Origin of the sequence: Pantanalinema rosaneae CENA516 (assembly GCF_050753385.1) — a bacterium.
Taxonomy (GTDB): domain Bacteria; phylum Cyanobacteriota; class Cyanobacteriia; order Leptolyngbyales; family Leptolyngbyaceae; genus Pantanalinema; species Pantanalinema rosaneae.
On sequence record NZ_JBLZFZ010000023.1, the window covers coordinates 77,498 to 102,314 of the forward strand.

Below are 24,817 nucleotides of genomic sequence, written 5' to 3' on the forward strand. Positions count from 1 at the left end.
GTTCTCCAAATCTGTGAATCAATTAAAGTGTTTAGCCATCAAAACCTTGGGAATACCGTTATTGCCATGAGGAATTGGCGACAGTTAGCCATTCCTCAACCAACAACGGTGAAATAGACAAGCTGATAGTTTCCCCGCTCAGGGTAGGGAACGACAACTTCAGGGGAATTTCTGGTTGTAACTGGGGTAAGAGTGGCTGAAGATCGTATTGCCCGATATGAACCTCGGACTGGGCAGTATCGGCAAAGATTGCCCTGGAAACGTCTGCCGCCGTGAGCCTTGTCCCCAGGGAATTGGTTAAGGTCAACGGTTGAGAGCGATCGAGGGCAGCGACACCCGGAAACCCAACCAGCCTTAACTCAAAACTCGTTTGACCATTGGGACGAATCCGTTTAAATGCCACCGTTTGCCAGGGATTACCATGTTGATCTTTCAGGGTTTGGCGTGACTGATATACAACCTGCCCTGGAGCTTCCTCCAGGTTCCGAATCGCCGCCGTTGCCGGAGAAGGATTCAGGATACCCAACCCGAGCAGAATCGCTAAAACGATCGCGCCTAATAGCAACAACCACGAAAATATCTGGCGAATTTGACATGCTGTGAATCGGTTTCTGCCCATTATCCTTATCCCCTGGCTGGCATCAGATGAGTTCAGCCCTAACAATGCTGTCCTAGTCTAATACTACTATACAGTTATATAGTTGACAAGGTGATATTGCCTAACTCTGATCCCGGCCATTGGGACTCCCAGGAGGCTGGGCGATCGACCTACTCTTTGCGAGTGATTGTTTTAGGCTTGTCACTCCTGGTAAGATGCCTGGATGCTTTTAGAACGTTACTCTTCCACGCAATCAGGATGGTCATTAGACCAGCGAGATCCCCAGGTGATTCGATCGCTCCTGCCGATCTGGCAATGGCTGTATCAGCACTACTTCCGGGTTGAGACCAGTGGTTGGCAGCAGATCCCAGAGCAGGGACAGGTGCTGTTGATCGGCTCCCATAATGGAGGCTTGGCAGCGCCCGACATGTTCATGATGATGTATGACTGGTTTTGCCGCTTTGGTGTAGACCGTCCGGCTTACGGCTTAATGCATCCCCGCGTCTGGCAGGTGAGTCCCTGGCTGGCAGATCTCGCGGTTAAAGCGGGGGCACTTGTCGCTCATCCCAAAATGGCGATCGCGGCATTGCGGCAGGGTGCTAGTTTATTGATTTATCCCGGTGGTGCCGAGGATGCCTTTCGTCCCCACAGCCTCCGGCAGCAAATCCATTTTGCCGGACGAAAAGCATTCATCCGCATTGCCTTGCGCGAACAGGTGACGATCGTGCCCGTCATTTCCTACGGCGCACATGATACCTTGATTGTGCTGGCTGACCTTTACAAGCAGGTGAAACAACTGCATGAACGGGGCATGCCCTGGTTGTTTGGCATTGACCCCGTAGTATTTCCCATTTATTTAGGCTTGCCGTGGGGATTGGCGATCGGGCCGCTGCCGCATATTCCACCCCCCATCAAAATCTATACCCATGTGTGCCGACCGATCGTGTTTGAGCGTTACGGCAATCAAGCCGCGACCGATCGGCGCTATGTCGATGCCTGTTATGACTTAGTGTGTCGCCAGATGCAACAGGAGTTGGATGATTTAATCGATCGCGTTCATCCCGCTTAATCTAGATTCGGAAGGGGTGGGTGTTGTTCAAACTCCCTCGAATTGCATCAGTTGATCGGCTAAACCCACCCGGACAATCTACGGAATTATTCAGAGCGCGATCCCTGGATGGCACGTTCACCCTGCGATCGGTAGGCGAATCAGCAACTCGGTTCCCTGCCCGACTTCAGACTGCACCTCCAGGCTCCCGCCATGTTTTTCCACCACAATCTGGCGGGCGATCGCTAAGCCTAAGCCCGTCCCCTTGCCCACACCTTTGGTAGTAAACAGGTAATCAAACACCCTGGCTTTCACGGTCTCAGGCATTCCTGTCCCGTTATCACCGATGCGAATTTCAACGGCATTTGGGTCAGTCAGGGTGGTGTGAATCGTGATGGTCTGGGGATTGGCTTGCAATTCCGCAAAAGAGGACTGCTGCGCCATTTCATCAAACACATCGATCGCATTTGCCAGAATATTCATGAACACCTGGTTTAACTGTCCGGGAAAACACTGGATTTCCGGCAGATCACCGTAGTTCTGCATTACGGCGATCGCCGGACGATATTCATTCGCTTTAAGCCGATACTTCAAAATCAGCAGTGTGCTATTAATGCCATCATGCAGATTGGCACTGACCTTGTGTTCGGCATCGGCGCGGGAAAACGTCCGCAGGCTGGTGCTGATGGACTGGATGCGATCGGTGGCTCCGGTCATGGAGTCCAGCAATTTGGGCAGATCTGCCGTCAAAAATTCCAGATCAACGTCTTCGGCATGTTCCTGTACGGGAGCCGCTGCCTGGGGGTGATGTTGCTGGTAGAGGGCAAGCTGGTGCAGTAAATCCTCTACATAGTCTTTGGCATTATTGATGCTGCCATTGAGAAAGCCGATCGGGTTATTAATTTCATGGGCAACGCCAGCGACCAGATTCCCCAGGGATGCCATTTTTTCATTCTGCACAATCTGGAGTTGGGATTGTTCCAGTTGTTGGGCGTAGACCTGAGCCTGCTGATACAGACGAGCATTTTCCAGGGAGATCGCGGCCTGGGCACAAAGGAAGTTCAACAGTTCCACCCGATCGCGGGTAAACGCCCCTGCTGTGACCTGGTTCTCCAGGTATAAGATGGCGACCAGTTTGCTTTGATGCAGAATTGGGGTACACAGCATACTCTTGGGTTGCTGCTGCACCACATACGCATCCGTTGCCAGGGTAGGATGGGCAGCGGCTTCCACAATCACAACAGGTTGGAGATTCCGCCGAACGGTGTTGATTAAGCTATGGGGCAGTTCCTGACTCTCCGATAGGGCGACAGAAGTGACCTGAGCAGGGTGATCCAGGGTAGCGATCGCTTCCACAAACCACTGGTTCTGCCGAGGCATGAGTAATCCGCCTTTGTCGGCTCCTGCATTTTCCAATACCGTGTGCAGCAATGTGGCTAATAGTTTATCCAGTTGAATTTCACTGGACAGCGTTTGGGAGGCTTTCAGGACGGTTGCCAGGTCGAGAGTCGCTGAAATGCTGCTGCTACCCGAGGTGGAAGATTGAGTCGCAGGGGGCTGAATAGTCGATGAGGGGTCGGCGGCGAACACGGTTTCCGTTGGCGATAGAGCGATCGGCTGATGCTGCAAAACGGACAGAAGCAGGCTGGGATAACGCCGTTCTAAGTCCTGAACTTTGGCGGTTGCGCCCCAGCGAGCGTAGCCATAGTAGGCGTTGATCAGATAATCCTGAGCAATTTTTTCCTTGCCCCAGTTGAGGTAGAATTTAGCCGCGAGTTCGTTGGCGAGGGCTTCCTCCTGAAGATAGCCATTTGCTTTCGCCGTTGCGATCGCTGAGTCATAGTGTGCGATCGCGGTCGAATAGTCCTGAGTGATCCGAGCGGTTTCTGCCTTGACCAAGCAATACAGGTGCAGAAAATTGTCGGGACAGTTCTGTGCCCAGAGTTCAATCTGGTTTTGATAGGTTGTGATTTTCTGCCAGTAGTCTAACTGCTGCTCTTCGCTTGCCGTGGGATAAAGCGACACCAGAAGCAGAGTATAGATAAACAGGTGGTGGGCATAGGGGAGCAAGCCTTGAGGGGCGACATTAATAATTTCCGCATCTGCCTGTTTGCCATACTCCAGGGCTTCCTCCAGGCGATCGAAATAGAAAAGAACTTGCGTCTTGAGAATATTGAAAATACAAATGACCTGCCAGTTCTTATGGAGTTGACATTGCTCTAAGTACTCATTCTCAGAGTGATAGGGAATGGGTTCGAGCAGATTTTCCTGCTCCGGGTCACCCATGAAATCGGCAACGATCGCCAGTCCCCCAATCATTAAGTCGATCGCCCATTGATTTTTGTGTTTCTGACTGAACTTGAGAGATTCCGTAATCTCATCAAACAGCTGTTCCAGGGGAACGCTCTGATAGAAACGACAATACATGTTATGCCCGAACGCATAGGCGGCATACTGCAAGTTACTGGACTCTAAACCGACGCGATAGGATGCCAGATAATCTTCAGTTGCCACACTGAGGGGATGCGACCAATGCCGAAGCGAGCTGCCAATCATCAAATAAGCAACACTTTCAGCCGATTTGTTATTAAACCCTTGAATCAGTTGGAGGGTAATTTCCAGTAACTTATCTGTCTCCTGGTAATTATTCAAGGCATATCCGCGCAAGCCGCCAAACGCAGGGTAGATATAGCCAATTTCCGAAGTGTTGCCGTATTGCAGACATAAGTTAACGGCTTTGGCGCAGATGACCGACCACAAGCGCTGGTGCGATCGATAGGTTGGCGGCCCCATACTAATTAACAGCTTAATCGCCATTTTTTGTTCGGGTTGCGTCATCATCGGCAACTGGGCCAGCCACTCAAAGGAGCGATCGTGCAAAATTTCAGTAGAGACAGCGAGTTCCGCTTCCAGCGCCGCTTCTAAATTATCTTCGGGCAGATCGATGCCAATCAGGGCAAGCGCCTGACGACCCGCTTGAAGCGCCTCCGGGTATTTAGCCTGTAAGGTATATTGGACGATCGCCATGTTGTAGACATCGGCTTTTTCCAGGGGCGCTTTGGCGTTTTCCAGCGATCGAGCAATCCACCGTTCAGCCGCGTTCAAGTTCCCATTCAGGTATTCAACTTCGGCACGTCCTTTATACAACTCAAAGCTGAGGTGGTAATGGGTTTCAAAGCAGTTCTCAGGTAACAGATCGATCGCCACTTCAATGTAATTCAAAGCAGCGGCATAGGCCGTCGAAGCTTTTGCTTTACAGCCCGCTAAAAAGTTCAGTTGCGCCAGTTCTTCCCGCTTAGATGATTCGGTGATCGAAGTCCTGCCCATGTTGAAATGATTCACGATTTCAAACAGGCGTTCTTCTCGCTCACTGGTTGATAACTTTTCTAGCAGTAATGAGCCAATCCAAAGATGGGTGGCTTGCTTTTGTTCCTCGTCTATTAACGAATAGGCGGCTTGCTGGACGCGATCGTGCAGGAATTTGTAGGGAACGGTCACCCGATCGCCATCAACAACCGCATCGCTACTTTGAAAGAATTTGTAGGTTTCGGTAACTGGCAAAATCAACCCATCCTGCAACGCTTTCCACAGAGCCGTCGCTGTTTCCACCAGTGATTGCTGAGAGACGATCGACAGCGTTGCCAGATCGAACTGATTGCCAATACAGGCGGCTAACTTCAGTACCCGTTGTGTTGCGCTGGGGAGTTTCTGTAATTGCAATGCCATGAACTCCACCACATCATCGGTCAGAGACAGAACATTCACCTGGGCAATGTCACATTCCCAGTAGCCGAGATCATGGTTAAAGCGAATGTAGCCATCTTCATGTAAGGCTTTGAGGAACTGGGTGGTAAAAAAGGGATTCCCCTGGGTTTTGCGATCGACGAATTCCGTCAGAGGTTGGGCCAGTTCCCTGGAACAATTTAATGCATCGGCAATCAGATGATTGGTATCCTCAAACGCCAGGGGTGCCAGGGTCATCGTATTGACGATCGCCTGAACCTGCTTCAGTTCCTCAACCGTGAGGATAAAGGGATGGACGGGAGACACTTCATTGTCCCGGTAGGCTCCCAGCATCAACAGATAACCATTATCCTGCATCAACAGTTTGAGCAACTGGAGCGAGGCGGAGTCTGCCCACTGCAAATCATCCAAAAATAAGACCAATGGATGTTCTGCCGTTGTAAACACTTCAATGAACTTCTGGAACAGCAAGTTAAACCGATTCTGGGCTGCACCGCCAGATAGTTCCTGTGCGGTTGGCTGTTCACCGAGAATCTGCTCCAGTTCTGGAATCACCTCAATCAGAACCTGTCCGTTTTCACCCACGGCAGCTAGAATTTTGGCTTGCCATTGTGCCAATTGAGCATCCGATTCGGCAAGCAATTGCCCCATCAGATCTCGCAATGCCTGCACAAAAGCGGAGAGGGGAATATTGCGATTGAACTGGTCAAACTTGCCCTTAATGAAGTAGCCCCGTTGTCGCACGATCGGCTTATGCACTTCATTAATCACCGCCGTTTTGCCAATTCCAGAAAATCCAGCCACCAGCATCAGCTCTGAACTGCCACTGGCAACCCGGTCAAACGCCTCCAGTAACGCCTGCACCTCCGTTGCCCGACCATACAGCTTTTCGGGAATCAGGAAGCGATCGCTGATGTCGCGCTGTCCCAGTTCAAACGGGATAATCTCGCCCGTTTCTTTCCACTGAATCAAGCACTGATGCAAATCCTGTTTCAGTCCCAGAGCACTCTGATACCGATCTTCAGCATTTTTGGACATCAGTTTTGCCACGATCGCGGCGACTATTGGCGGTACAGCCGGATTCACCTGATCCACTGGGACAGGCATTTTAGCAATATGGCAATGAATCAGTTCTAAGGGATCCTCTGATATAAACGGTAGCGTCCCGCTCAGGAGTTGATACAACGTCACCCCTAACGCATAGAAATCAGTCCGATAATCCACACCCCGGTTCATCCGACCTGTTTGCTCTGGAGCCAGATAAGACAGCGTTCCTTCCAAAATATTAGGACTGTGAATATCCTGAGTTTCCTTCGGTAATAGCGTAGCAATACTAAAGTCGATCAACTTGACCTGTTTCGACTCCGGGTGAATCAGGATGTTGGCGGGTTTCACATCCTTATGCACCACGCGATGCTGACCCAGATCATGCAGAATATCTGCCACCTGAACGGCGATCGCCAGAATATCCGCCAATTCTAAGGGCTGCTGCTGTGTATACTTGCCTAACGCCATGCCACCCCAGTCTTCCATCACTAAGGCATAACCAGTGTCCAGGGGTTCCAGGCTCAGGGGTTGAACAATTCCAGGAATAGGAAGATTGCGAGCGATCGTGTATTGATTGCGAAACTGCACCAATTCTCCGAAGCTGGGATACTCGTGCCGCAATACTTTAATCACCACTGGACGTTGCTGGGCTATTTGTCCTGCTCGATAGACAGCAGTACGAGAACCCAAGTACAATTGCTCAACCAGCGTATAGCCAGGAATGGTAGGGAAGCGGTGAGAGGCAAGACCTTCTGGACGAGTCATAGAGCTGAATGACGGATTTTATGGTGATTCGAGTAAATTGTATTTAGGGTTCCCCAAGTTTTGAGCGATCGCACCATGAACACGTTTGTTCCTACGGATCCTCAGGTAACCATAGCCACACTGTCGTCGGAGGGCTGAATTAAGCAACTCCCCAAACAAGGCAGCAAAATCTAACTGAGAACACACTCTTGCTTCAAAGCATACTGTCCAATTGTGAAAAACTCGGGACAGTACGAAATATGACAGCCTATTCTACCCCTGTGAATTTACAGGGGGGCAAACCACCCGACCAAATTCCTCACTTCACAAAAGGTCAGGGAGAGGTCGTCGCATAGTTGAATTCAGAACCATTGCATCGCTTGATTGCTAAGGCGGAAAGCCTTGATAAATATATGTTTGAAGATAAATGGCTCAAGAAATAATACGCTAAGCTGGAAGGTAATACTGCCGATCGATTTCCAAGAGGTCTCGATATGAGACAACACCTATTAGTTTTAGGATTTAGCCTGCTCTTCATTGGCTCGGCCTCACCCACCTTAGCCCTCCAACCCGCCTCGGTTAGAGCCAACGATGATGTTGCCTGGTCAACCGTGGTGAACAATCCATTTGATGGGCCCATTGTTTACGACAGAAACTACAAAAATGATTTTGTGTTTGTGAGTAGTTGGTCCAGGCAAGGAATCGGTGTCACCTATACACGGGTTAATTCAGTCCTGGTGGGGTACGATTACAGCCCCGGTTTGGGCTATGGCTTTGGCTTCGATTATTTTCCCAGATACCGCCGTGGAGGCTTAGGGTTAGGGCTGCTCTTTGGGCAACGAACCCCTGTTTACCGGCGATATATCACCGACAATGTGCCTGATTCAATTAGTCTGGCAATTAACGGTAAGGTTTACACCTACGAAGAGGGACCTGTCTCTCCTGAACTGGCAGCCGCCCTTGCCAATGCTCCCCCCCAAAATGTCATGGTTCGATTGAGGTGGAAGGATGGCACGATCAGGGATACGGAGATCGGCAAAGATACCGTAAGGGCTTGGAAAACCATTTTTAGTTAACTAAGCCTGGGTCACTGGCTTACCCACCCGGAAAAGATGCCCACCCATTCCCTCAAAGTCGTGGAATAGCCGTTCCATCTTATTTCTTGTATATCTTTTTGGGCAAAGACAACGCATTGCATGACAGTGACCCTATGCTCCCTGCTTCCTCAGGGACACGCTAAAACAGCCACTTGATACGCTGTGTTAGTGCTGCCTGTAACCCGAGCATTAATTTGAAAAGGCTGGTTGCCTGTCGGTGTTCGGAAAGGCTGCTTGTAAAGAAAGAAACGCCTTGCCTGAATGGTGCGTTTCACGACGGTAGACGACGACCCGTTATTATATTTGAGATTGACTTCTGCTGTATAGCGATCGTTATTCTCAGGAATGAGTTTGCCAATGTAACTGCTGAAACTTGTACCGGTTGGTACAGCAAAATCAGTGTTGGCGTTAGAGTTGTTGCGGGCAATCACCTTGCGAATCATGGGACGGTTCGTGGTGACTTCTCTCAGATAGATGCAGTTTTTAGGAGCAGCAGGAAAGGTCTGGGCTTGCATGGGTTGATGCCAGACAACTGTTAAAATAGCAATGGATAGTGCCGTTGCAATTGGCAAAACTTTGTTCATAGATACTAATTTCGTACACAACAAATGCAGCAGTAGTTAGCAGAGCGGGTCATAGGCAATTCCCCTAAACTACAATGACTAGACCTCGGCACCGAAGTCTTCCCGGAGTTTTGTTTCCTGCTCAGTTGAAAGATTAGATTGGATCAACTCACCCCGTTCCTCAGGCGCAAAGGCCGCTTCCACTTTGTCGATCGTGACCTGCCCTGTCAGCAAAAATAAAGCTGAGGTTCCTTCTGTCACCTTGTCTTGCAAATCCTGAATGAATTCGTCATTAATCCCGTAGTCAGTAAACTTACCTGAAAGGGCACCTAAAGCCGCTCCCATTGCCATCCCCAATAGAGGCACAAAAAAGATCAGACCAAATAACATGCCCCAGAATGCCCCTCCTAGAGCACCAGCGCCAGCCGTATTAAATGCCTGATAGGTTTTAGGACGTTTCCGTCCTTGAGGCCAGGATACAACCGCCGCATCCAGGACTTGAACCACCTGTTGCTTTTGCAATTCCTCTAGCTTCGCTAACGCATTCTCCGCCCCATCTGCACTCTTAAATTTCCAAACGGTTAATGTTGACATACTGCCCTCCTAGCCTAATCTTGGTTGCTAGATAGTAATTGCAATGTTGATATTGTTCGCTTCGCTCAATTCATAGAGAGTTAATCCAGTGGAAATTAACTTTCATTAGCCCATCCAAACAACTGAGAAATTTACCTGGGTAAAGTAGAAGGGGTAAAGGACTTGGTCATGGCTCCAGTCCCCCCTCTGATTAAGCTGTCCTCACGTAAACCAATTGCCCCTGTCAGTCATCGGTCAAATTGGCACAGATCCTTCAATTGCTCACTGAGTAGCAGAATGATCTGTCTCACGCTCTAAATCCTCCGCCAAAAGTATAAAGCATTTATCCAAGAATGGGAATTGCATTTAAAAAATCATTTATGCTTCATTGCTAATCTGCTTGGATACAACTCTAGAAGACCGATCGAAAGCCATCAGGAATAGCGAATATTTACAAAGCTTCTTGACATCAACGGATTGATTTTGATAAATCTCATGTCATCTGGCTAAGAAAAACGCTGGTTCATTGTTCACATTCAGCATCCTTGTGTGATTTCTTCGATGCAGCCAGTCAGCCCTTGAACAAGGTGTTGTTACCGCTTCTAACTTAGATATTCTGGGTGGCTGGCTGAAGGGCAGTTTCGCTCATGCTACGTAATGTCTTAATGAGATTTGGGACAGGGTTTCCAGAACTGATGGTAACGGGTTAAGTCCATTTCCAGGAGAAATCATGACAGCAGAGAACAGGCGGCTCCAAGATGAGCGAGAGGGCAATGTTCCCTGGAAAAAATGGGGTCCCTATTTAAGTGAGCGGCAGTGGGGGACGGTACGGGAAGATTACAGTAGCAATGGCGATGCCTGGAACTATTTTCCCCACGACCATGCCCGATCGCGAGCCTATCGCTGGGGCGAAGATGGGTTAGGCGGTATCACCGATGACCACAACCTACTCTGCTTTGCACTGGCGCTATGGAATGGCAATGACCCGATTCTGAAAGAACGGTTGTTTGGACTGACCAATAGCGAAGGGAATCACGGGGAGGATGTCAAAGAGTATTACTTCTATCTGGATAGTACGCCGACGCACTCCTATATGAAGTATCTCTACAAGTATCCGCAGGCCGCGTTTCCCTACGATGATCTGGTCACGACGAATGGCAAGCGTAGCCGCTATGAATTGGAATATGAGTTGCTAGATACGGGTATATTTGATGACGATCGCTACTTTGATGTTCTGGTTGAATATGCTAAAGCTGATGCAGAAGATATTCTGATCCAAATCAGCGTTACCAACCGGGGAGCAGAAGCCGCCCCGATCCATGTATTGCCCACCCTATGGTTTCGCAACACCTGGTCGTGGAATGTCGCGGGTGCTAAACCTGTACTCACAAAGCTAGAGGGGACAGGGAATAGTGTTATTCATGCTCATATCACGGATACCCTGTTCCAAAAGCTGATTCAAGACTATTACTTCTACTGTGACGGGGTAACGCCACTGTTGTTCACAGAGAATGAGACAAATCATCAGCGCATCTTTGGCACACCTAATGCCAGCCCTTATACAAAAGATGGCATCAACAATTTCATTGTGCAGGGTCAGCCAGATGCGGTTAATTCAAGGTATGTCGGTACTAAGGTTTCGCCTCATTATCAGCTGATGGTGGGGGCGGGAGAGACAACAGTGATTCGTCTGCGTCTCACCAACCAAACTTCGGCTCAACTGGGAAACCCGTTTGGCACTGACTTCGACAAAATCTTGGCAATCCGACTCCAGGAAGCCGATGAATTCTATGCAACGGTCATTCCGCCAGCCGTTCTGACGGATAGCGATCGCGCCAATGTGATGCGGCAAGCGTTAGCCGGAATGATGTGGACAAAGCAATACTTCTACTATGACCTGGATCTCTGGCTGCGGGAACGGAATGTGAATCCCTGGACTCCCATAAAGCAGAGAGAACATGTGCGGAACAGTGATTGGTTCCACATGCACAATGACGACATTATTTCCATGCCTGACAAGTGGGAGTATCCCTGGTATGCGGCATGGGATTTAGCATTCCACATGATTCCGATTAGTTTAATTGATCCCGACTTTGCAAAGGATCAATTGATGCTAATGCTGCGGGAGGACTACCTGCACCCTAACGGGCAAATTCCAGCGTATGAATGGAACTTTGGGGATGTCAATCCGCCCGTTCATGCGTTTGCCACCTGGGAAATTTACGTCCGCGATCGCGAGCGCAATCATGGTGTCGGAGATATTAACTTCCTCAAATACGCCTTTTCCAAGCTGCTGATCAACTTTACCTGGTGGGTCAACCGCAAGGATGAAGGCGGCAACAACATCTTTCAGGGCGGCTTTTTGGGATTGGATAACATTGGAGTCTTCGATCGCAGTTCTCCTTTGCCAACGGGGGGGTACATCGATCAAGCCGATGGAACTGCCTGGATGGCGTTTTTCTGCCAGCGCATGTTCCAAATTGCGGTAGAACTGGCACTGCATGATTCACTCTATGAAGACCTGGCAATCAAATTTTTTGAGCATACGATGTGGATTGCCGGAGCCATGGATCGAATTGGCGAACATCAGGACGAACTGTGGGATGAAGCAGATGGCTTTTTCTACGATGTGTTACAGTTTCCCGATGGCGAAGCCACCCGCCTGAAGGTGCGATCGATGGTGGGGTTGTTGCCGCTGATGGCAGTGGCGGTCTTTCCCCGGGAAGCCTTTGACAAACTGACCCGCTTTAAGGCTGAAGCCCAGGAATTTATCATGCGGCATCCTGAACTGACTCATAACGTCCACTTACCCAGTCAGCCTGGAGAACGGGGGCGGTTGATGCTGTCTGTATTGAACGAAGATAAATTACGCCGAATTCTTGCCAGGATGCTGGATGAATCTGAGTTTTTAAGTGATTACGGTATTCGGGCTTTATCACGCTATCACCTGGAACACCCCTATATCTTTCATCACGCCGGACAGGAGTATAAAGTGGGATATGTCCCTGGGGATTCGACTTCAGGGATGTTTGGTGGCAACTCGAATTGGCGTGGTCCGATTTGGTTCCCAGTGAATCTGTTGTTACTGCGATCGATGCTGCAACTTTATACTTATTACGGTGATGCCTTTACCGTTGAATGTCCAACGGGTTCTGGTAACTACATGACATTGTTTGATGCCACCAAAGCAGTCACGGAGCGAATTGTTAGCATTTTCTTAAAGGACAAATCCGGTCGTCGTCCGGTCTATGGTGACACCGAGAAGTTTCAAACCGATCCACACTGGCAGGACTTGATTCTATTCTACGAATATTTTCATGGGGACAACGGCGCTGGCATTGGTGCCAGTCATCAAACCGGCTGGACAGGCTGCGTGGCTCGACTGATTCAGGGTTTGGGCTATTTTACCCCTGAAACCATTATGAATACTCTAACACCTGGAGAACTGGACAAGTACAAGGGATAGCTTTTAGCAGCCAGTCCTATTGCCCTACCCGCCACAATCGCATTAAATATTTTAGTGCAAAAGAAAAAATAGGGCGGTCAGAGCTTATACTAGCAATGCTCTATTCGCACGTTGGTTAACGGTCAACCTACTTCAGTCAACCAAGTCGCTTCAAATTGAATCACGGTTGGGCTGGAATGGTCATGAAATCCTGTTGTTTATAGTCAAGTTGAGTCACCCCTGCTCTTAGTACGACCTATGCATTGCTGTTATCTGACCTGGTTAAGATCAAACTTGCGCCATCACCCTCGATCGATTTACCAATGGTGCTTGGGCAGTTCATTCCCACTGGTGGGATTGCTGCTTGTGACCATGACTCAAGTTTCCTGCCAGAACCAGGATACTCAAGGAACGGCTCCATCAGCGATTCCAGTCAAATTGCAACAGTTGCAATCCGATCGAGTTGCTAATACCTCTGAGTTTGTCGGTATGTTGGAATCAGCCGAAAAGGTGGATTTAAGACCTGAAACTCAGGGGCGGATTACTGAAATGTTGGTACAACCGGGCGATCGCGTCACTCAGGGGGAGCCAATTCTCACTATCCAACTCGGTCAAACACTCCCGCAGCTAGAAGGGGCTCAGGCGGGGGTGGGAGTTGCCCAAGCCAACCAGAGAGCCACTGTCGAGCAGATGCGGGTTGCCGAGAAGAATTTAGAAGTTGCCCAGACTGAATTCGCCAGCGCCCGAGCCAGCCATACCTTGTCTAAAACCAATTTCGATCGAGCTACGTTTCTGCTCAGTCAGGGCGCGATCGGGCAATATGATTACGATCGGGCGAAAACTGAACTGGAGATTGCTGGTAACCGAGTGGATGCCGCTGAAAAAAGAGTTGCCGCCGCCCAGGCATCGGTGAATCAGGCAAAATCCGTTGTCGGGCAGGCGATTGCCAGTATTCAGCAGGCACAGGCACAGGTAGATGCGGCGGCGGTTAGTGTAGGGTTTAAGCAGGTGCTTGCTCCCATATCAGGGACAGTGGGCGAAGTGTTTGTGAAGGTCGGTGATACTGTTTCGACCACCCAAACCATCACAAATATTGTGCAGAATGATGCCCTGGACTTGCGCCTGTCTGTGCCATCCAATCGATTACCTCAACTCCGCCCAGGCTTAACGGTGGAACTGATTAATCCCACTTCCCGTAAACGGATTAGTACCGGTCAGATTAATTTCATTTCACCGTCCGTAGACTCAACGGCTCAGGTTGTGCTGGTGAAAGCCCGTTTTCCCAATCGCAATGGGGTGCTGAGAAATGGGCAGCAGGTGGAAGCTCGAATGATCTGGGAGCGGGGATCGGGAGTGCTGATTCCGACAAACGCGGTTTTGCAGGTAAGTGGCAAAAGCTTTGCCTATGTTGCTGAAACTGATGATTCTCAGGGGCAAGCGCGGCTGGTGGCACGTATGCGTCCCTTAACCCTGGGAGAGATCCAGGCACAGAGTTATGAGGTGATCACGGGCTTAAAACCAGGAGAAAACATCGTTGTTTCAGGGATCTTACGGCTGAGAGATGGTGTGCCAATTCAACCGGAATCTTAGGAGGGTGGAAGCATGATTTTTTCGATCGCCACTCCCTTCATCAAACGTCCGGTGCTTACTACCGTGTGTACGTTAATTATTCTGCTGCTGGGAGCTGTCTGTATCCCACTGTTACCGATTAATTACCTGCCCGATATTGCTCCGATTCAGATCCAGGTTTCTGCCCTTTATAGTGGTGCGGATGTCAACACGGTTGAAGACACAGTAACAAGTGTGTTGGAACGGCAAATTAACGGTGTGGAAGACATGCAATACATGACCTCCAATACCTTTGCTGGCAATAGTCAAATCTCCGTATTCTTTGGCTCCAGTACCGACAAAAATACCAACCAGGTCAATGTGCAAAATCGGGTGGCACAGGCTATCCCTCAACTCCCAACTGCCGTACAACAGTTGGGCATCACCACCCGAGCCGCCTCTAGCAGCATTTTACTGATTTACGGGGTCTATAGCGAAACCGATGACTACGATGATATTTTCATCAGCAATTATGTTGATCAAAATATCGTTGACGTGCTGAGACGGGTACCCGGTGTGGGAGACGTAATGACATTTGGGGATAAGCCCAATGCCATGCGCCTCTGGCTTGACCCTAATGCGCTGGCTAGCCGTAACCTGACCGCCCTTGACGTGGTGAATGCCCTGAGGTCGCAAAACGTTGTCGTGGGTGCTGGAGGAGTTGGACAACAGCCCGCCCCGGCTGATCAAAATTATGAACTCCCACTCCAAGTTCAAGGTCGCTTCCGGGATGCCAGGGAATTTAGTAATCTGGTCATCCAGCGCAGCCGGGATGGCGGTTTAATCCGATTGCGGGATGTGGGACGAGCCGAGTTGGGGGCAGAACGCTATGTTAGTAATGCCAAAGTGGATGGCAAGGTTGGGATCGGAGTAGCGATTTACCAGGCTCCGAATAGCAATGCGCTGGATATTGCCGATCGCATCGCCGAGGAAATGCAGGATATTGAAGCCAGTTTTCCGCCCGGACTAAAAACAAAACTGGTCTTTGATACCACCGAATTCGTGGAAGTTTCGATCCAGGAAGTTGTGATCACCCTATTGCAAGCCTTTTTACTGGTTGTATTGGTGATTTTCGTCTTCCTGCAAGACTGGCGTACCACGGTAATTCCACTCATTGCGATTCCAGTAGCACTGATTGGTGCAATGGCATTTGCGTTTCTATTTGGCTTCTCAATTAATAACCTGACGCTGTTTGGATTAATTTTAGCCACAGGGCTGGTCGTAGATGATGCGATAGTCATTGTCGAGTCCTGTACTGAAAAGATTCAAACTCAGGGAATGACAGCAAGACAGGCTGCTCTTGCCTCAATGGAAGAGTTGAGCGGAGCCACGATCGCCACCTCCTTAGTATTAATGGCTGTGTTTATCCCAGTGGCATTTTTTCCCGGCTCCACCGGTAAGCTTTATCAGCAATTTGCCCTAATTATTGCCTTTTCGATCGCCGTTTCTACCTTTAATGCGCTCACCTTTAGCCCCAGTATGGCGGGGCTGTTATTAGGACCTGCTAGACCTGTCAGGGGCCCCTTAGGCTGGTTCTTTAACCAGTTCAATCAAGGGTTTGCCTGGGTCAGCGATCGCTTTCTGCGACTGGTGGAATTCTTTATTCGGATTCGCTATATCATTCTCGGTTTATTTGTGGCGGGTCTGGTGGCAACTGTATATATGTTTATGGCTGTGCCGACTGCCTTTGTGCCGAATGAAGATCAGGGAGCGTTTCTAGGGATTGTGCAAGGTCCAGATGGTGTTTCGCTCAGTTATACCGATCGGGTGCTGGCTCAAGCAGAACAGCAAATGCGAGAGATTCCTGAAGTTGAATCGACCTTTACGGTCAGTGGGGCCGGATTTGATGGCAACGGGCCTAATCTGGGTTTGTTTTTTGCCAGACTCAAGCCCTGGAACGACCGCCCGAATCCGAATCAAACCGTCGATGGCATTCTCAGCACCTTAAACGGCAAATTTCGCACGATTACCGATGCGATTGTTCTGGCGCTAAATCCCTCTCCGATTCCTGGGTTTAGTGCTACAGGGGGAGTTGAGATGCAGTTGCAGGATCGCAGTGGTGGACAGCTTTCGATCGACGACTTTGCCCAGAATGCGCGTCAGATCATCGCTAAAGCCAATGAAATGCCTGCCACGGCGGGAAGTGTTTCCACCACCTTTACGACAGGAACACCGAGATTACGGCTGGAGATCGATCGCAATCAGGTTGAATCCCTCAACATTGACTTTCAGCAGGCCCTTGCCACGGTGGGAGCGACTCTTGGCTCTCAGTTCGTCAACGATTTCACATTAGGCAATCGCAACTATCGCGTGTTTGTTCAGGCTGATAGCGCTTACCGTAACTCCCCAGAGGACATCGGGAAACTTTATGTCCGCTCCAGGGATGGAGTTCTAGTCCCCCTCTCCCAAATTGCTACCATCAGTCGCACCACTGGGCCCCAGGTAATTGGGCGTTACAACGGCTATCGATCGATCAAACTGAGGGGAGCAGAAGCACCCGGATACAGCAGTGGGCAAGCGATTCAAGCAATGGATACGACATTTGAGGAAACGGCGTTGCCAGGAATCAGACGGGACTGGATTGGCATCGCCCGCGAACAACTGGCGGCTGGGAACTTGGGGGCGTTAATTTTTCTGTTTGGCATCATCATGGTGTTTCTCACCCTGTCTGCCCAGTATGAAAGTTATATCGATCCAATTATTATCCTGCTGACCGTACCGCTGGCCTTACTGGGCGCATTAGGCGCGATCGCTCTGCGTGGTTTGAGCAATGATGTTTATGTCAATGTGGCACTGGTGATGTTGATTGGACTTGCCAGTAAAAACGCTATTTTGATTGTGGAATTTGCCAATCAGGCTCGGGCAGAGGGGCTAAAGCTGACTGAAGCCGCCCTGAAAGCGTCTAAAGAACGATTCCGTCCGATCGTCATGACGGCAGCCTCCTCCCTGGTGGGGTTCTTTCCCCTGGTCATTGCCAGTGGGGCGGGGGCGGCGGCTCGATGGTCGTTGGGGACGGCATTGTTTGGCGGGCTATTGGTGGCGACTATTCTCAGTCTGCTGGTCGTACCTGTCCTTTACATTTTGATTAAGGGGTTAGCCGAACGGTTTCTCGACAAAGACTCCCGCCCTAAACCTCCGCCCACTGAACCGCAACCTGAACCTGAAGTCATTGAAGAAGCTGCCCTGACCAGTAGTGCTACCTTCTCAATGGAAGCGGAGTCGGCTCCTGAGTAAGAGGATGGCGATGAATGACAACGTAATCTGCCCATGCAGTAGAACGTTCAGCACCCAATGTCCGGGAGGCTACATGAATTACAAACGGTTGATTTTTGCCGGAGGAGTGACCATGGCGATCGGGATTGCTTTGGGCGTTATTCTCACCGCTTTGCTGCCAACTCCCTATTCAAGTGCCCTTTACCGCAAGCAGAAAGTTGTTTTTATCACGATGGGAACAGTCCTAGGATTACTCGTTGGCACCAGTCAGGAAGCCATTCGCCAACTGAAACAGAAACAAGACAACAATGAAGGGTGACTGATCAGGGTGATTTGAGCAGCCACGCTTCGGCAGCGGCTCGGGCATGTTGCAGGGATTCTCCAATCACAGGCGTGGCGGGGAAGATGTCGGCGGGTAGAATAGTATCGATCACACCTGTTTTGGTGAGCTGTTTGATCACCGCAGGGGCAACCCCTGTCAGCATCAGTTTACTATTGCGAGTACCCAGTTCACTGGCATAGCGTTTCAGCAGATTGAGAAAGGTGCTGCCCAGTTCATTCCGTCCTCGCAAGCCCATGATCACAACCGATCGCTCTGCTGTGGCGGGGGAGGGCAGGGCAGCTTGCAAAATGTCGGTACTGGCGTAGAAGACACTGCCGTAGATGTGCAAAATGGTGATGGCATGGGAGGGCAGATGAGTGGGAGCAGGCTGTTCCTGGAAGGATTGTCCGGCACTGGTCGGGAGGAGTTGCTTCACCTGCACATCCAGGGAGGAGCGGTAAACATACAGCAGGATCGATAGAACGATGCCCAGCAAGACGGCATGTTGAATTGGTAGTAGGAGAGTCGCGATAAAGGTTGCCAGCATCACCAGCCGGGGCACCCAACCGGTAAGCCAGACATCCTTCCATTTCTCAACTTTGAGCGCCTGAGCCCCGGCAACCACGAGTAATGCCGCGATCGCAGGCAGCGGAAACTGCTCCACAATGCCCCCAAACAGCAGCACCGCCAGGATCACCATTGGGCCCACCAGCACGATCGCCCAGCGGGATACAGCTCCGGCACTAATATTAATCGCAGTACCCGACACACTGCCGCCGAGGGGAATTCCTCGGAACAAGCCAGACCCAATATTGCACACACCCTGAGCCAGAAAATCCTGCCAGGCTTTGCCATACCGTCCATCGGTGTTGGGAATGGTTTTGCCGACCCCAGCTCCCTGAATTAACCCAATCAAAGCGACCGCGATCGCTCCCAGTAGCACCTGGGGAATCAAAGAAAAGTCGGGCAGGATAGGGACTGGCAGCGATCGGGGGACGGGGGCGATGTCTTTTACCAATTGGACAGCGGCGGGCTGCCACAGGGAGGTCAATGCCGTAATCATTAGCAGCGCCAACACCAGGTTAAATTGCCGCAGGGGAGTGCGGTTTAACACCAGGATCAGGACGATCGCGCCTAATCCAATGGCAGTCGTGACCAGATTGACTTGATTCAGGTGCAGTAGCAGATCGAGGGTCTGAGTGATCCGATTGCCAGCGTCGCTGTCGTATCCGGTCAACGTCCCCAGTTGTCCAAGCACGATCGCAACTGCAATCCCATTCATAAACCCAGTCAGGACAGCGTTAGAAACAAAGCGGAGAAAACCATCCGCGCGAAACAGCCCCAACAAGACCTGAAACAGCCCCACCAGTACCGTGAGCATTAACAGGGCAGGAATTTGCTGCTCCGGTCTAAACTCTGCCAGTACACCCGCCGTGACCACCGCCATTGCCCCCGTGGCATTAATAGTCATGAACTCCGACCCACTGAATAAAGCACCCAGAGGCGTTCCCACCATCAAGGCATGTAGCCCATAGACCGGGTTAATCCCCATCAGCAGGGCATTGGCCAGGGCATCGGGGATCATCGTCAACGTATTGGTCAGGGCGGCGCTGCCATCAGATCCCCAATTGGGAGAGGGTCTCAGTTGCTTCGATATTGAACGTGCCATAGGGTTCCCGGTTATGCCAGTTAGCCAGATCATTGTTTCCAGAGGAACAGTACACCCAATATCATCGAGATAGCCTAATTGATTAAATTACTTTCTGATTGATGAATGGGCTAGAGATTCATGGAGCGAAGGCAAGAACGCTCTATAAAGTGACACATTGATTTAGCGGCAGGTGCCTCGCCCCCATTGTTTGTCATAGCCAACAGACACCTGATCTCCGGGCTGGGCGGGGCGACTCGCAAGATGAATTAGGGTAACAGTAGCCGCATTATTTACCGAACCACGCCAGATAGCTTGCCCTTTATTGTTCTGTCGGTCAAAGCTGAGAAAGGTTTCGGCGATCTGCTGGTTGTTTGAGCGACGACGAAATACGATGCGAGAAAATCCGGCTTCGCGGGTAAAAAATGCGGTGTAGTTCATATCATTCGCGGGAATTGAGCCGTTGCAGTTCATCTGTAAACTGTCTTGGTTCGGCTCCTGGGCGACCTGATAAGCTGTTGTTGTTGAGACGAATGAATCAGCGATCGCTGGGTTGCTTTGACTCAGAAATAGCACTCCAAACGTAAATGCAAGGGGAAGGCTAAAAAGAATGCGGTACATAATGATTCTTTGAGTTGAATTAGGTTCAAGGACTTACCCGAGCGATCGCGGCTTCTCAAGTTTGGACTAATCATTGAAATCTATACAAGACGAGAGGGATAATCCACTATCCGATGCCGCACTACTCGATTAGGGCTTAGATCTACTCCAAGGGGCTTTGCGTTCCAGGTATTTCCCCTGATTCTGAATGGCGAGAGGAGATCACGCGAACGTACAAGATTAACGCCAGACCTGTAATGACAGCCGCGATCGCTAATCCCAGATTTAAAATTGCTGCACTGCCGTCCCAATCGACGACAATGCCCGTAAAGTTCACTGCCAAAATGACAATCACGACGCTCATCAAGATAACCTTTAACTCATCAAAGTCTTCGATTTTGAGCCAGCGTGGTAGACGCAAGGACGTATCGATAAATAGATGGTAAAGACCTAGCGCAATAATATACAGAGCCACACCCAAAAACAATAAATCAATGAGCTGAATGAAGCCCAGCGTGATATTCTTGATTGCCACACTCGTAAAGCTACGAGCATTAATTAAATCGATTATGAGATGGATTAATACAATCACACCATAAACCATAATCGAAAACGCTCCAACCAGAGCAGCTATCACTGCCAGATTGATCAGATAACGACTGCTTAAGAGAAGACGATTCATAAACGATTCATTTCAAGGTGAAGACAGTCCCTCCCTTCTTAAAAACTCAAGGAATTCAGGAAAATCGTGGTTTGCCGAGAAGGGCTTCCTCCGCTTTTAGGAGACTTGGCTCCAATCACATAGCCACTCTTGCCTCGCAGAAATGCCCGAAAGACAATCACCTCCGTATCACTCTGGTAGGTTAGCTCTCGACCCGGAACCTCTCCTTGAGTAACAGATTGATTGCGAACGAGTCTAAAGTTGGGCGATGTAACTACTTGATTGGCGATCGCAACCAGCATCAACTGTGGATTTTTGAGTTGCTCAGGCGTAAGTTCTTCGGCATAGCCTACGACATACCGGGAGCTGGCAGAATTGGCAGCTAAGGTTTGAAAGCTGACATTGCCAGATCGTGTGGGTAACACCACGGTTTCCTGGCTCAACGTTCCCGGCGGCAGCCAAAACGAAAAACCACCCGAGCGGAAAAAGATCGGTTGCCAGACCTGAGAATTCTGAGCCACGGGGATAGTGGGATCAGGTGGTTGTCGGCGGAGTTGATTTTCAACCGATAGCCGACCTTCTTCAAAAAAAGTTGTGAAGTTGTTTCGCTGGGCAAGTAGAATGGGCGATCGCACCATCTGTGCCATCTGTGCCTCCGGTTTTGTAGCCGCTGTTTCCACCAGGACAATCGGAACTAGCAAGACACCCAGCAAAATTGACAGTAGGGATTTTGGGGGATATAGCATTGGCATATTTGATACTCCACTCAATTAACCACCTGATGTGTTAGCTGGCTCAGGCTGGGCAAACGCATCTTTCTCTGACGCGATCGTCGCTTTCGCAGGCTGAGTTCCGGGCATGATTTCAAAGTCCGGAGTAAATTCCACCAACAGGCTCCGGAGTTGCTCAAAGGGCTTGGGATCTCCCTCTAGCTTGACTTTCCCTGCGCCAATCAGGGTCGGAAATGTGGTCAATCCTGCCATGACCAATTCCAGATCGCTGCGGTTGATCGTAAGGGTGAGATCGGGATTGTTCGCCTGAAAGCCTTTAATGTTCGTCAGCGTTGAATGACTCATTTCCACCACGAATTGCTCACCATTGTCGGGTGTGACTAAATTGATGGTGAACTGCATCCCGGCAGCTTTCTGGCTATCCAGCCGAATCGCAATGAAGTCGAGCAAGAGTTCCGTAGACATGGCGCGAACCGTGTCCGGAGTCACCGACTGAGCCGTGACACCACTGGGAAAACCATTCCGTAACTCAAAGGCGGCTGCCAGGAGACTATTACGAACACTGGGACTTTCTTTCTGATAGCCAATTTGCTCAAACACGTCTGCCAGCAGGTCTTTTGCGTCCTGATTCTGGGGTTCGGCGTAGACCAGCTTGTTCAGGATCTCCATCGCTTCCCGGTATTTACCCTGGTCATACAACTCCTTACCTTTGGTCAGAATCTTCGCTGCACCGCCCATCATCTCGACATAGAGCGGCGCTGACTCGTGGGGAGATAGTGGAATCAAGGTAGCCGGATTGGCATCCCAGTAACCCAGATAACGGTTAATGACGGCACGACTATTGTGCTCCTCAGAACCGTGGTAGCTGTGGGCAGCCCACTGTTGCTGCAAACTTTCTGGCAGCTTGTAGACATTGTGAATCTCATTGATGGTTACGCCCTGGTTCGCCTGATGCAGCACTTCGTTATGCAGATGAGCGTAAGCATCCCGCTGCACCCGCATCACCTCTTGAATCCGATCGTTGCCCCATCGAGGCCAGCTATGGGAGGCGAACATCACCTCGGCCTCCTGCCCAAACAGGTAGAGAGCTTCACTGATTTTCTTCGACCACTCCAGGGCATCTCGTACCAGCGCCCCTCGCAGTGTGTAAATGTTGTGAATCGTGCCGCAGATATTTTCCGCCGCCCAGAACGCTTTCCAGTCGGGGAAATAGGTGTTCATCTCAGCGGGCGCTTCGGTGCCGGGGGTGTTTTGAAACACCATCCTGACTCCATCGATCGTTAATTCTTCAATATCCTGATTGATGTACCGAGTAGGCTCAATCAGTCCGACTCTACCTGCGGCGGTGTTCTTCCCGATCGACTGATCGATATGACCAAATGGACTACGTGGCAATAACAAACCGTACTGGAAAAAGGCTCGACGAGTCATGGCAGTCCCGGAGTACACGTTCTCGGCGATCGCGTGTTCCATGAAGTCGATCGGAGCGAGGATTTGCACCTTGCCGCTTTTCACATCAGGCTCATCCACGACTCCACGCACCCCACCGAAGTGATCCACATGGGAGTGCGAATATACGACAGCAACGACAGGACGTTGACCGAGCTGTTGATTGACCAGTTCCAGGGCGGCCTTCGCGGTTTCCTTACAGGTCAACACGTCAAACAGAATCCAACCCGTGTCGCCCTTGATAATCGTCATGTTCGCCAGGTCAAATCCCCGCACCTGATAAATTTTGTCGGGCAGGACTTCATACAGCCCATACGCCATGTTGAGAATTGCCTGACGTTGAAGTGAGGGGTGAATGCTATCGAACACACTATCGAAGCCCCGTAACAAAAACTCATAGCTGCCCATATCCCAAGCAACATTACCCGCTTCCGCCATGATTTGTTTATAGGGTGGAGCCGCAATAAAGCCTTGTTTCACTTCGGCAAAATCACGCTCATCCTCAAACGGCAAGCGCTGGCGTAAATCGTTTTGTAGGGCGATCGTAAATGAAGATGGCAGCTTCCCCTTGGGGTCAAAATGCTCATCTATCATTGATTGAAAGTCTGAGGGAGTGGATGCTGAAATACTCATTTTTGAAATCCTCCACGATGATGTGCGGGATCAACTCTGGGAAAAACTATCTGCACCGAAGTTTGAACGAATAATGTAAGAAAGTGATATGAAAAGTCTGCACTAGTCAGTCAGAGCATCACATCATTGGAAGGCAAATATCCGTCGCCAGTCTCGCTGCATATCCACCACAATCCACCCTTCCTTGTCAGCTTCGATCAGTGCCTCCTTGAGGCTACTCATGGGTGACTGATCGTAAGCAAACTCATGATCGCCGTCCGTATGCCGCACGATCATTCCCAGGCTGTTTCCCTGTCTTGCCGTCGTCCATTGCAACATCTGTAAATCACCATCGGAATTACCAAAGGCTGCGATCGGCCGTTTGCCAATGTAGTGCTGAATTGCGGCAGGTTTACCTGCTTTGTCATTGAAAAAATAAAGTTCTGGCAATCGCAGAATTACAGGCTCGCCGTCACGAATTTCATATTGTGTTTTGTTGCTGCTGCCAATCACCTGTTCTGGCGGTACACCATAAATCAGTTCGGCGCAGGCTCGCATGAACTCTACTCCACCTCCCGAAACAATAAAGGTTTTGAAATCATGAGTTCGCAGGTAAGCGAGGAGTTCCACCATCGGCTGGTAGACCAACTCTGTGTAACGCCGTTTCAGGCTGGGATGTTGGGCTGTGGCGAGCCAGTCTTTCGCGATCGCGGCAAACTCATCGGTCGTCATCCCCGTGTGGGTCGCCATCACCAATTGCAGCAGTGCCGACTCACCTCCCGCCATTGCCGATTTCAAGTCCCCTTTCAGTACCGATGCAAATGGCTCCTGAGTCTGCCACTCTGGGTGTTGAGGAGCTAATTGCTGGACGCGATCGAAGACGAAGAATGCCTGCACATACAGCGGTTGCTCTACCCAAAGTGTCCCGTCATTGTCGAACACTGCAATGCGATCGCTGGGAGGCACAAAGGATGAGCAATTTGGTGTGGTCACTTTCGCCACAAAATCGAGGATTGCCTGTTTCGCAACTCCATCATTCCAGGAAGGGAGGGGATCAGTCATAGACAAGGAAGTGGGGAATGGGGAATGGGGAATCTGTCTCTTATACACATCT

16 protein-coding genes are annotated in these 24,817 nt (G+C 50.2%); 6 read left to right on the top strand and 10 right to left on the bottom strand.

Annotated features, from left to right (window positions below; all coding sequences use genetic code 11):
- Nucleotides 1-58: 58 nt before the first annotated feature.
- Nucleotides 59-619: a DUF3122 domain-containing protein gene (locus tag ACN4EK_RS15105; RefSeq protein ID WP_431658809.1), complete on the bottom strand. Its 561-nt coding sequence runs from the start codon at nucleotides 617-619 to the stop codon at nucleotides 59-61.
- Between the two features lie 202 nt (nucleotides 620-821).
- On the opposite strand from ACN4EK_RS15105, the gene ACN4EK_RS15110 reads away from it, so the two are divergent.
- Nucleotides 822-1,667 (top strand): lysophospholipid acyltransferase family protein, encoded by an 846-nt coding sequence (locus ACN4EK_RS15110; RefSeq protein ID WP_431658810.1) that lies wholly within the window; start codon nucleotides 822-824, stop codon nucleotides 1,665-1,667.
- Between the two features lie 117 nt (nucleotides 1,668-1,784).
- Here the strand turns inward: ACN4EK_RS15110 and ACN4EK_RS15115 are convergent, their stop codons facing one another.
- Entirely contained in the window at nucleotides 1,785-7,202 is a 5,418-nt protein-coding gene (locus ACN4EK_RS15115) for a trifunctional serine/threonine-protein kinase/ATP-binding protein/sensor histidine kinase (protein ID WP_431658811.1), read from the bottom strand.
- A gap of 473 nt (nucleotides 7,203-7,675) precedes the next feature.
- Between ACN4EK_RS15115 and ACN4EK_RS15120 the strand changes: the two genes are divergently transcribed.
- Nucleotides 7,676-8,257 (top strand): hypothetical protein, encoded by a 582-nt coding sequence (locus ACN4EK_RS15120; RefSeq protein WP_431658812.1) that lies wholly within the window; start codon nucleotides 7,676-7,678, stop codon nucleotides 8,255-8,257.
- Between the two features lie 149 nt (nucleotides 8,258-8,406).
- Here the strand turns inward: ACN4EK_RS15120 and ACN4EK_RS15125 are convergent, their stop codons facing one another.
- Nucleotides 8,407-8,862, bottom strand: a complete 456-nt coding sequence (locus ACN4EK_RS15125; RefSeq protein WP_431658813.1) for a hypothetical protein — start codon at nucleotides 8,860-8,862, stop codon at nucleotides 8,407-8,409.
- A 78-nt stretch (nucleotides 8,863-8,940) separates the two neighbouring features.
- Nucleotides 8,941-9,435, bottom strand: a complete 495-nt coding sequence (locus ACN4EK_RS15130; protein WP_431658814.1) for a DUF1269 domain-containing protein — start codon at nucleotides 9,433-9,435, stop codon at nucleotides 8,941-8,943.
- 709 nt (nucleotides 9,436-10,144) lie between these two features.
- Between ACN4EK_RS15130 and ACN4EK_RS15135 the strand changes: the two genes are divergently transcribed.
- The 4 genes from ACN4EK_RS15135 (at nucleotide 10,145) to ACN4EK_RS15150 (ending at nucleotide 17,999) form a co-directional block, all read left to right on the top strand.
- A complete protein-coding gene (locus tag ACN4EK_RS15135; protein WP_431658816.1) occupies nucleotides 10,145-12,880 on the top strand; it encodes an MGH1-like glycoside hydrolase domain-containing protein in 2,736 nt (911 codons plus the stop codon).
- A 351-nt stretch (nucleotides 12,881-13,231) separates the two neighbouring features.
- Nucleotides 13,232-14,449, top strand: coding sequence for an efflux RND transporter periplasmic adaptor subunit (locus ACN4EK_RS15140; protein WP_431658817.1), 1,218 nt, complete (start codon nucleotides 13,232-13,234; stop codon nucleotides 14,447-14,449).
- Between the two features lie 12 nt (nucleotides 14,450-14,461).
- Nucleotides 14,462-17,701, top strand: a complete 3,240-nt coding sequence (locus ACN4EK_RS15145) for an efflux RND transporter permease subunit (protein WP_431658819.1) — start codon at nucleotides 14,462-14,464, stop codon at nucleotides 17,699-17,701.
- 73 nt (nucleotides 17,702-17,774) lie between these two features.
- On the top strand, nucleotides 17,775-17,999 hold the full coding sequence (locus tag ACN4EK_RS15150; RefSeq protein WP_431658820.1) for a hypothetical protein: 225 nt from the start codon (nucleotides 17,775-17,777) through the stop codon (nucleotides 17,997-17,999).
- 4 nt (nucleotides 18,000-18,003) lie between these two features.
- On the opposite strand, the gene ACN4EK_RS15155 is transcribed toward ACN4EK_RS15150, so the two are convergent.
- From ACN4EK_RS15155 to ACN4EK_RS15180, 6 genes are all read right to left on the bottom strand, one after another.
- On the bottom strand, nucleotides 18,004-19,671 hold the full coding sequence (locus tag ACN4EK_RS15155) for a SulP family inorganic anion transporter (RefSeq protein WP_431658821.1): 1,668 nt from the start codon (nucleotides 19,669-19,671) through the stop codon (nucleotides 18,004-18,006).
- A 162-nt stretch (nucleotides 19,672-19,833) separates the two neighbouring features.
- The gene (locus tag ACN4EK_RS15160) at nucleotides 19,834-20,271 is read right to left on the bottom strand and encodes a hypothetical protein (RefSeq protein WP_431658822.1); all 438 of its coding nucleotides are present in this window, start codon (nucleotides 20,269-20,271) and stop codon (nucleotides 19,834-19,836) included.
- 142 nt (nucleotides 20,272-20,413) lie between these two features.
- Nucleotides 20,414-20,932: a YqhA family protein gene (locus ACN4EK_RS15165; protein WP_431658823.1), complete on the bottom strand. Its 519-nt coding sequence runs from the start codon at nucleotides 20,930-20,932 to the stop codon at nucleotides 20,414-20,416.
- A gap of 38 nt (nucleotides 20,933-20,970) precedes the next feature.
- Nucleotides 20,971-21,663, bottom strand: a complete 693-nt coding sequence (locus tag ACN4EK_RS15170; protein ID WP_431658824.1) for a hypothetical protein — start codon at nucleotides 21,661-21,663, stop codon at nucleotides 20,971-20,973.
- Nucleotides 21,664-21,681: 18 nt separating this feature from the next.
- The gene (locus ACN4EK_RS15175; RefSeq protein ID WP_431658826.1) at nucleotides 21,682-23,724 is read right to left on the bottom strand and encodes an alkyl/aryl-sulfatase; all 2,043 of its coding nucleotides are present in this window, start codon (nucleotides 23,722-23,724) and stop codon (nucleotides 21,682-21,684) included.
- 123 nt (nucleotides 23,725-23,847) lie between these two features.
- The coding region (locus ACN4EK_RS15180) for an HAD family hydrolase (RefSeq protein WP_431658827.1) at nucleotides 23,848-24,817 on the bottom strand (970 nt) is incomplete at its 5' end.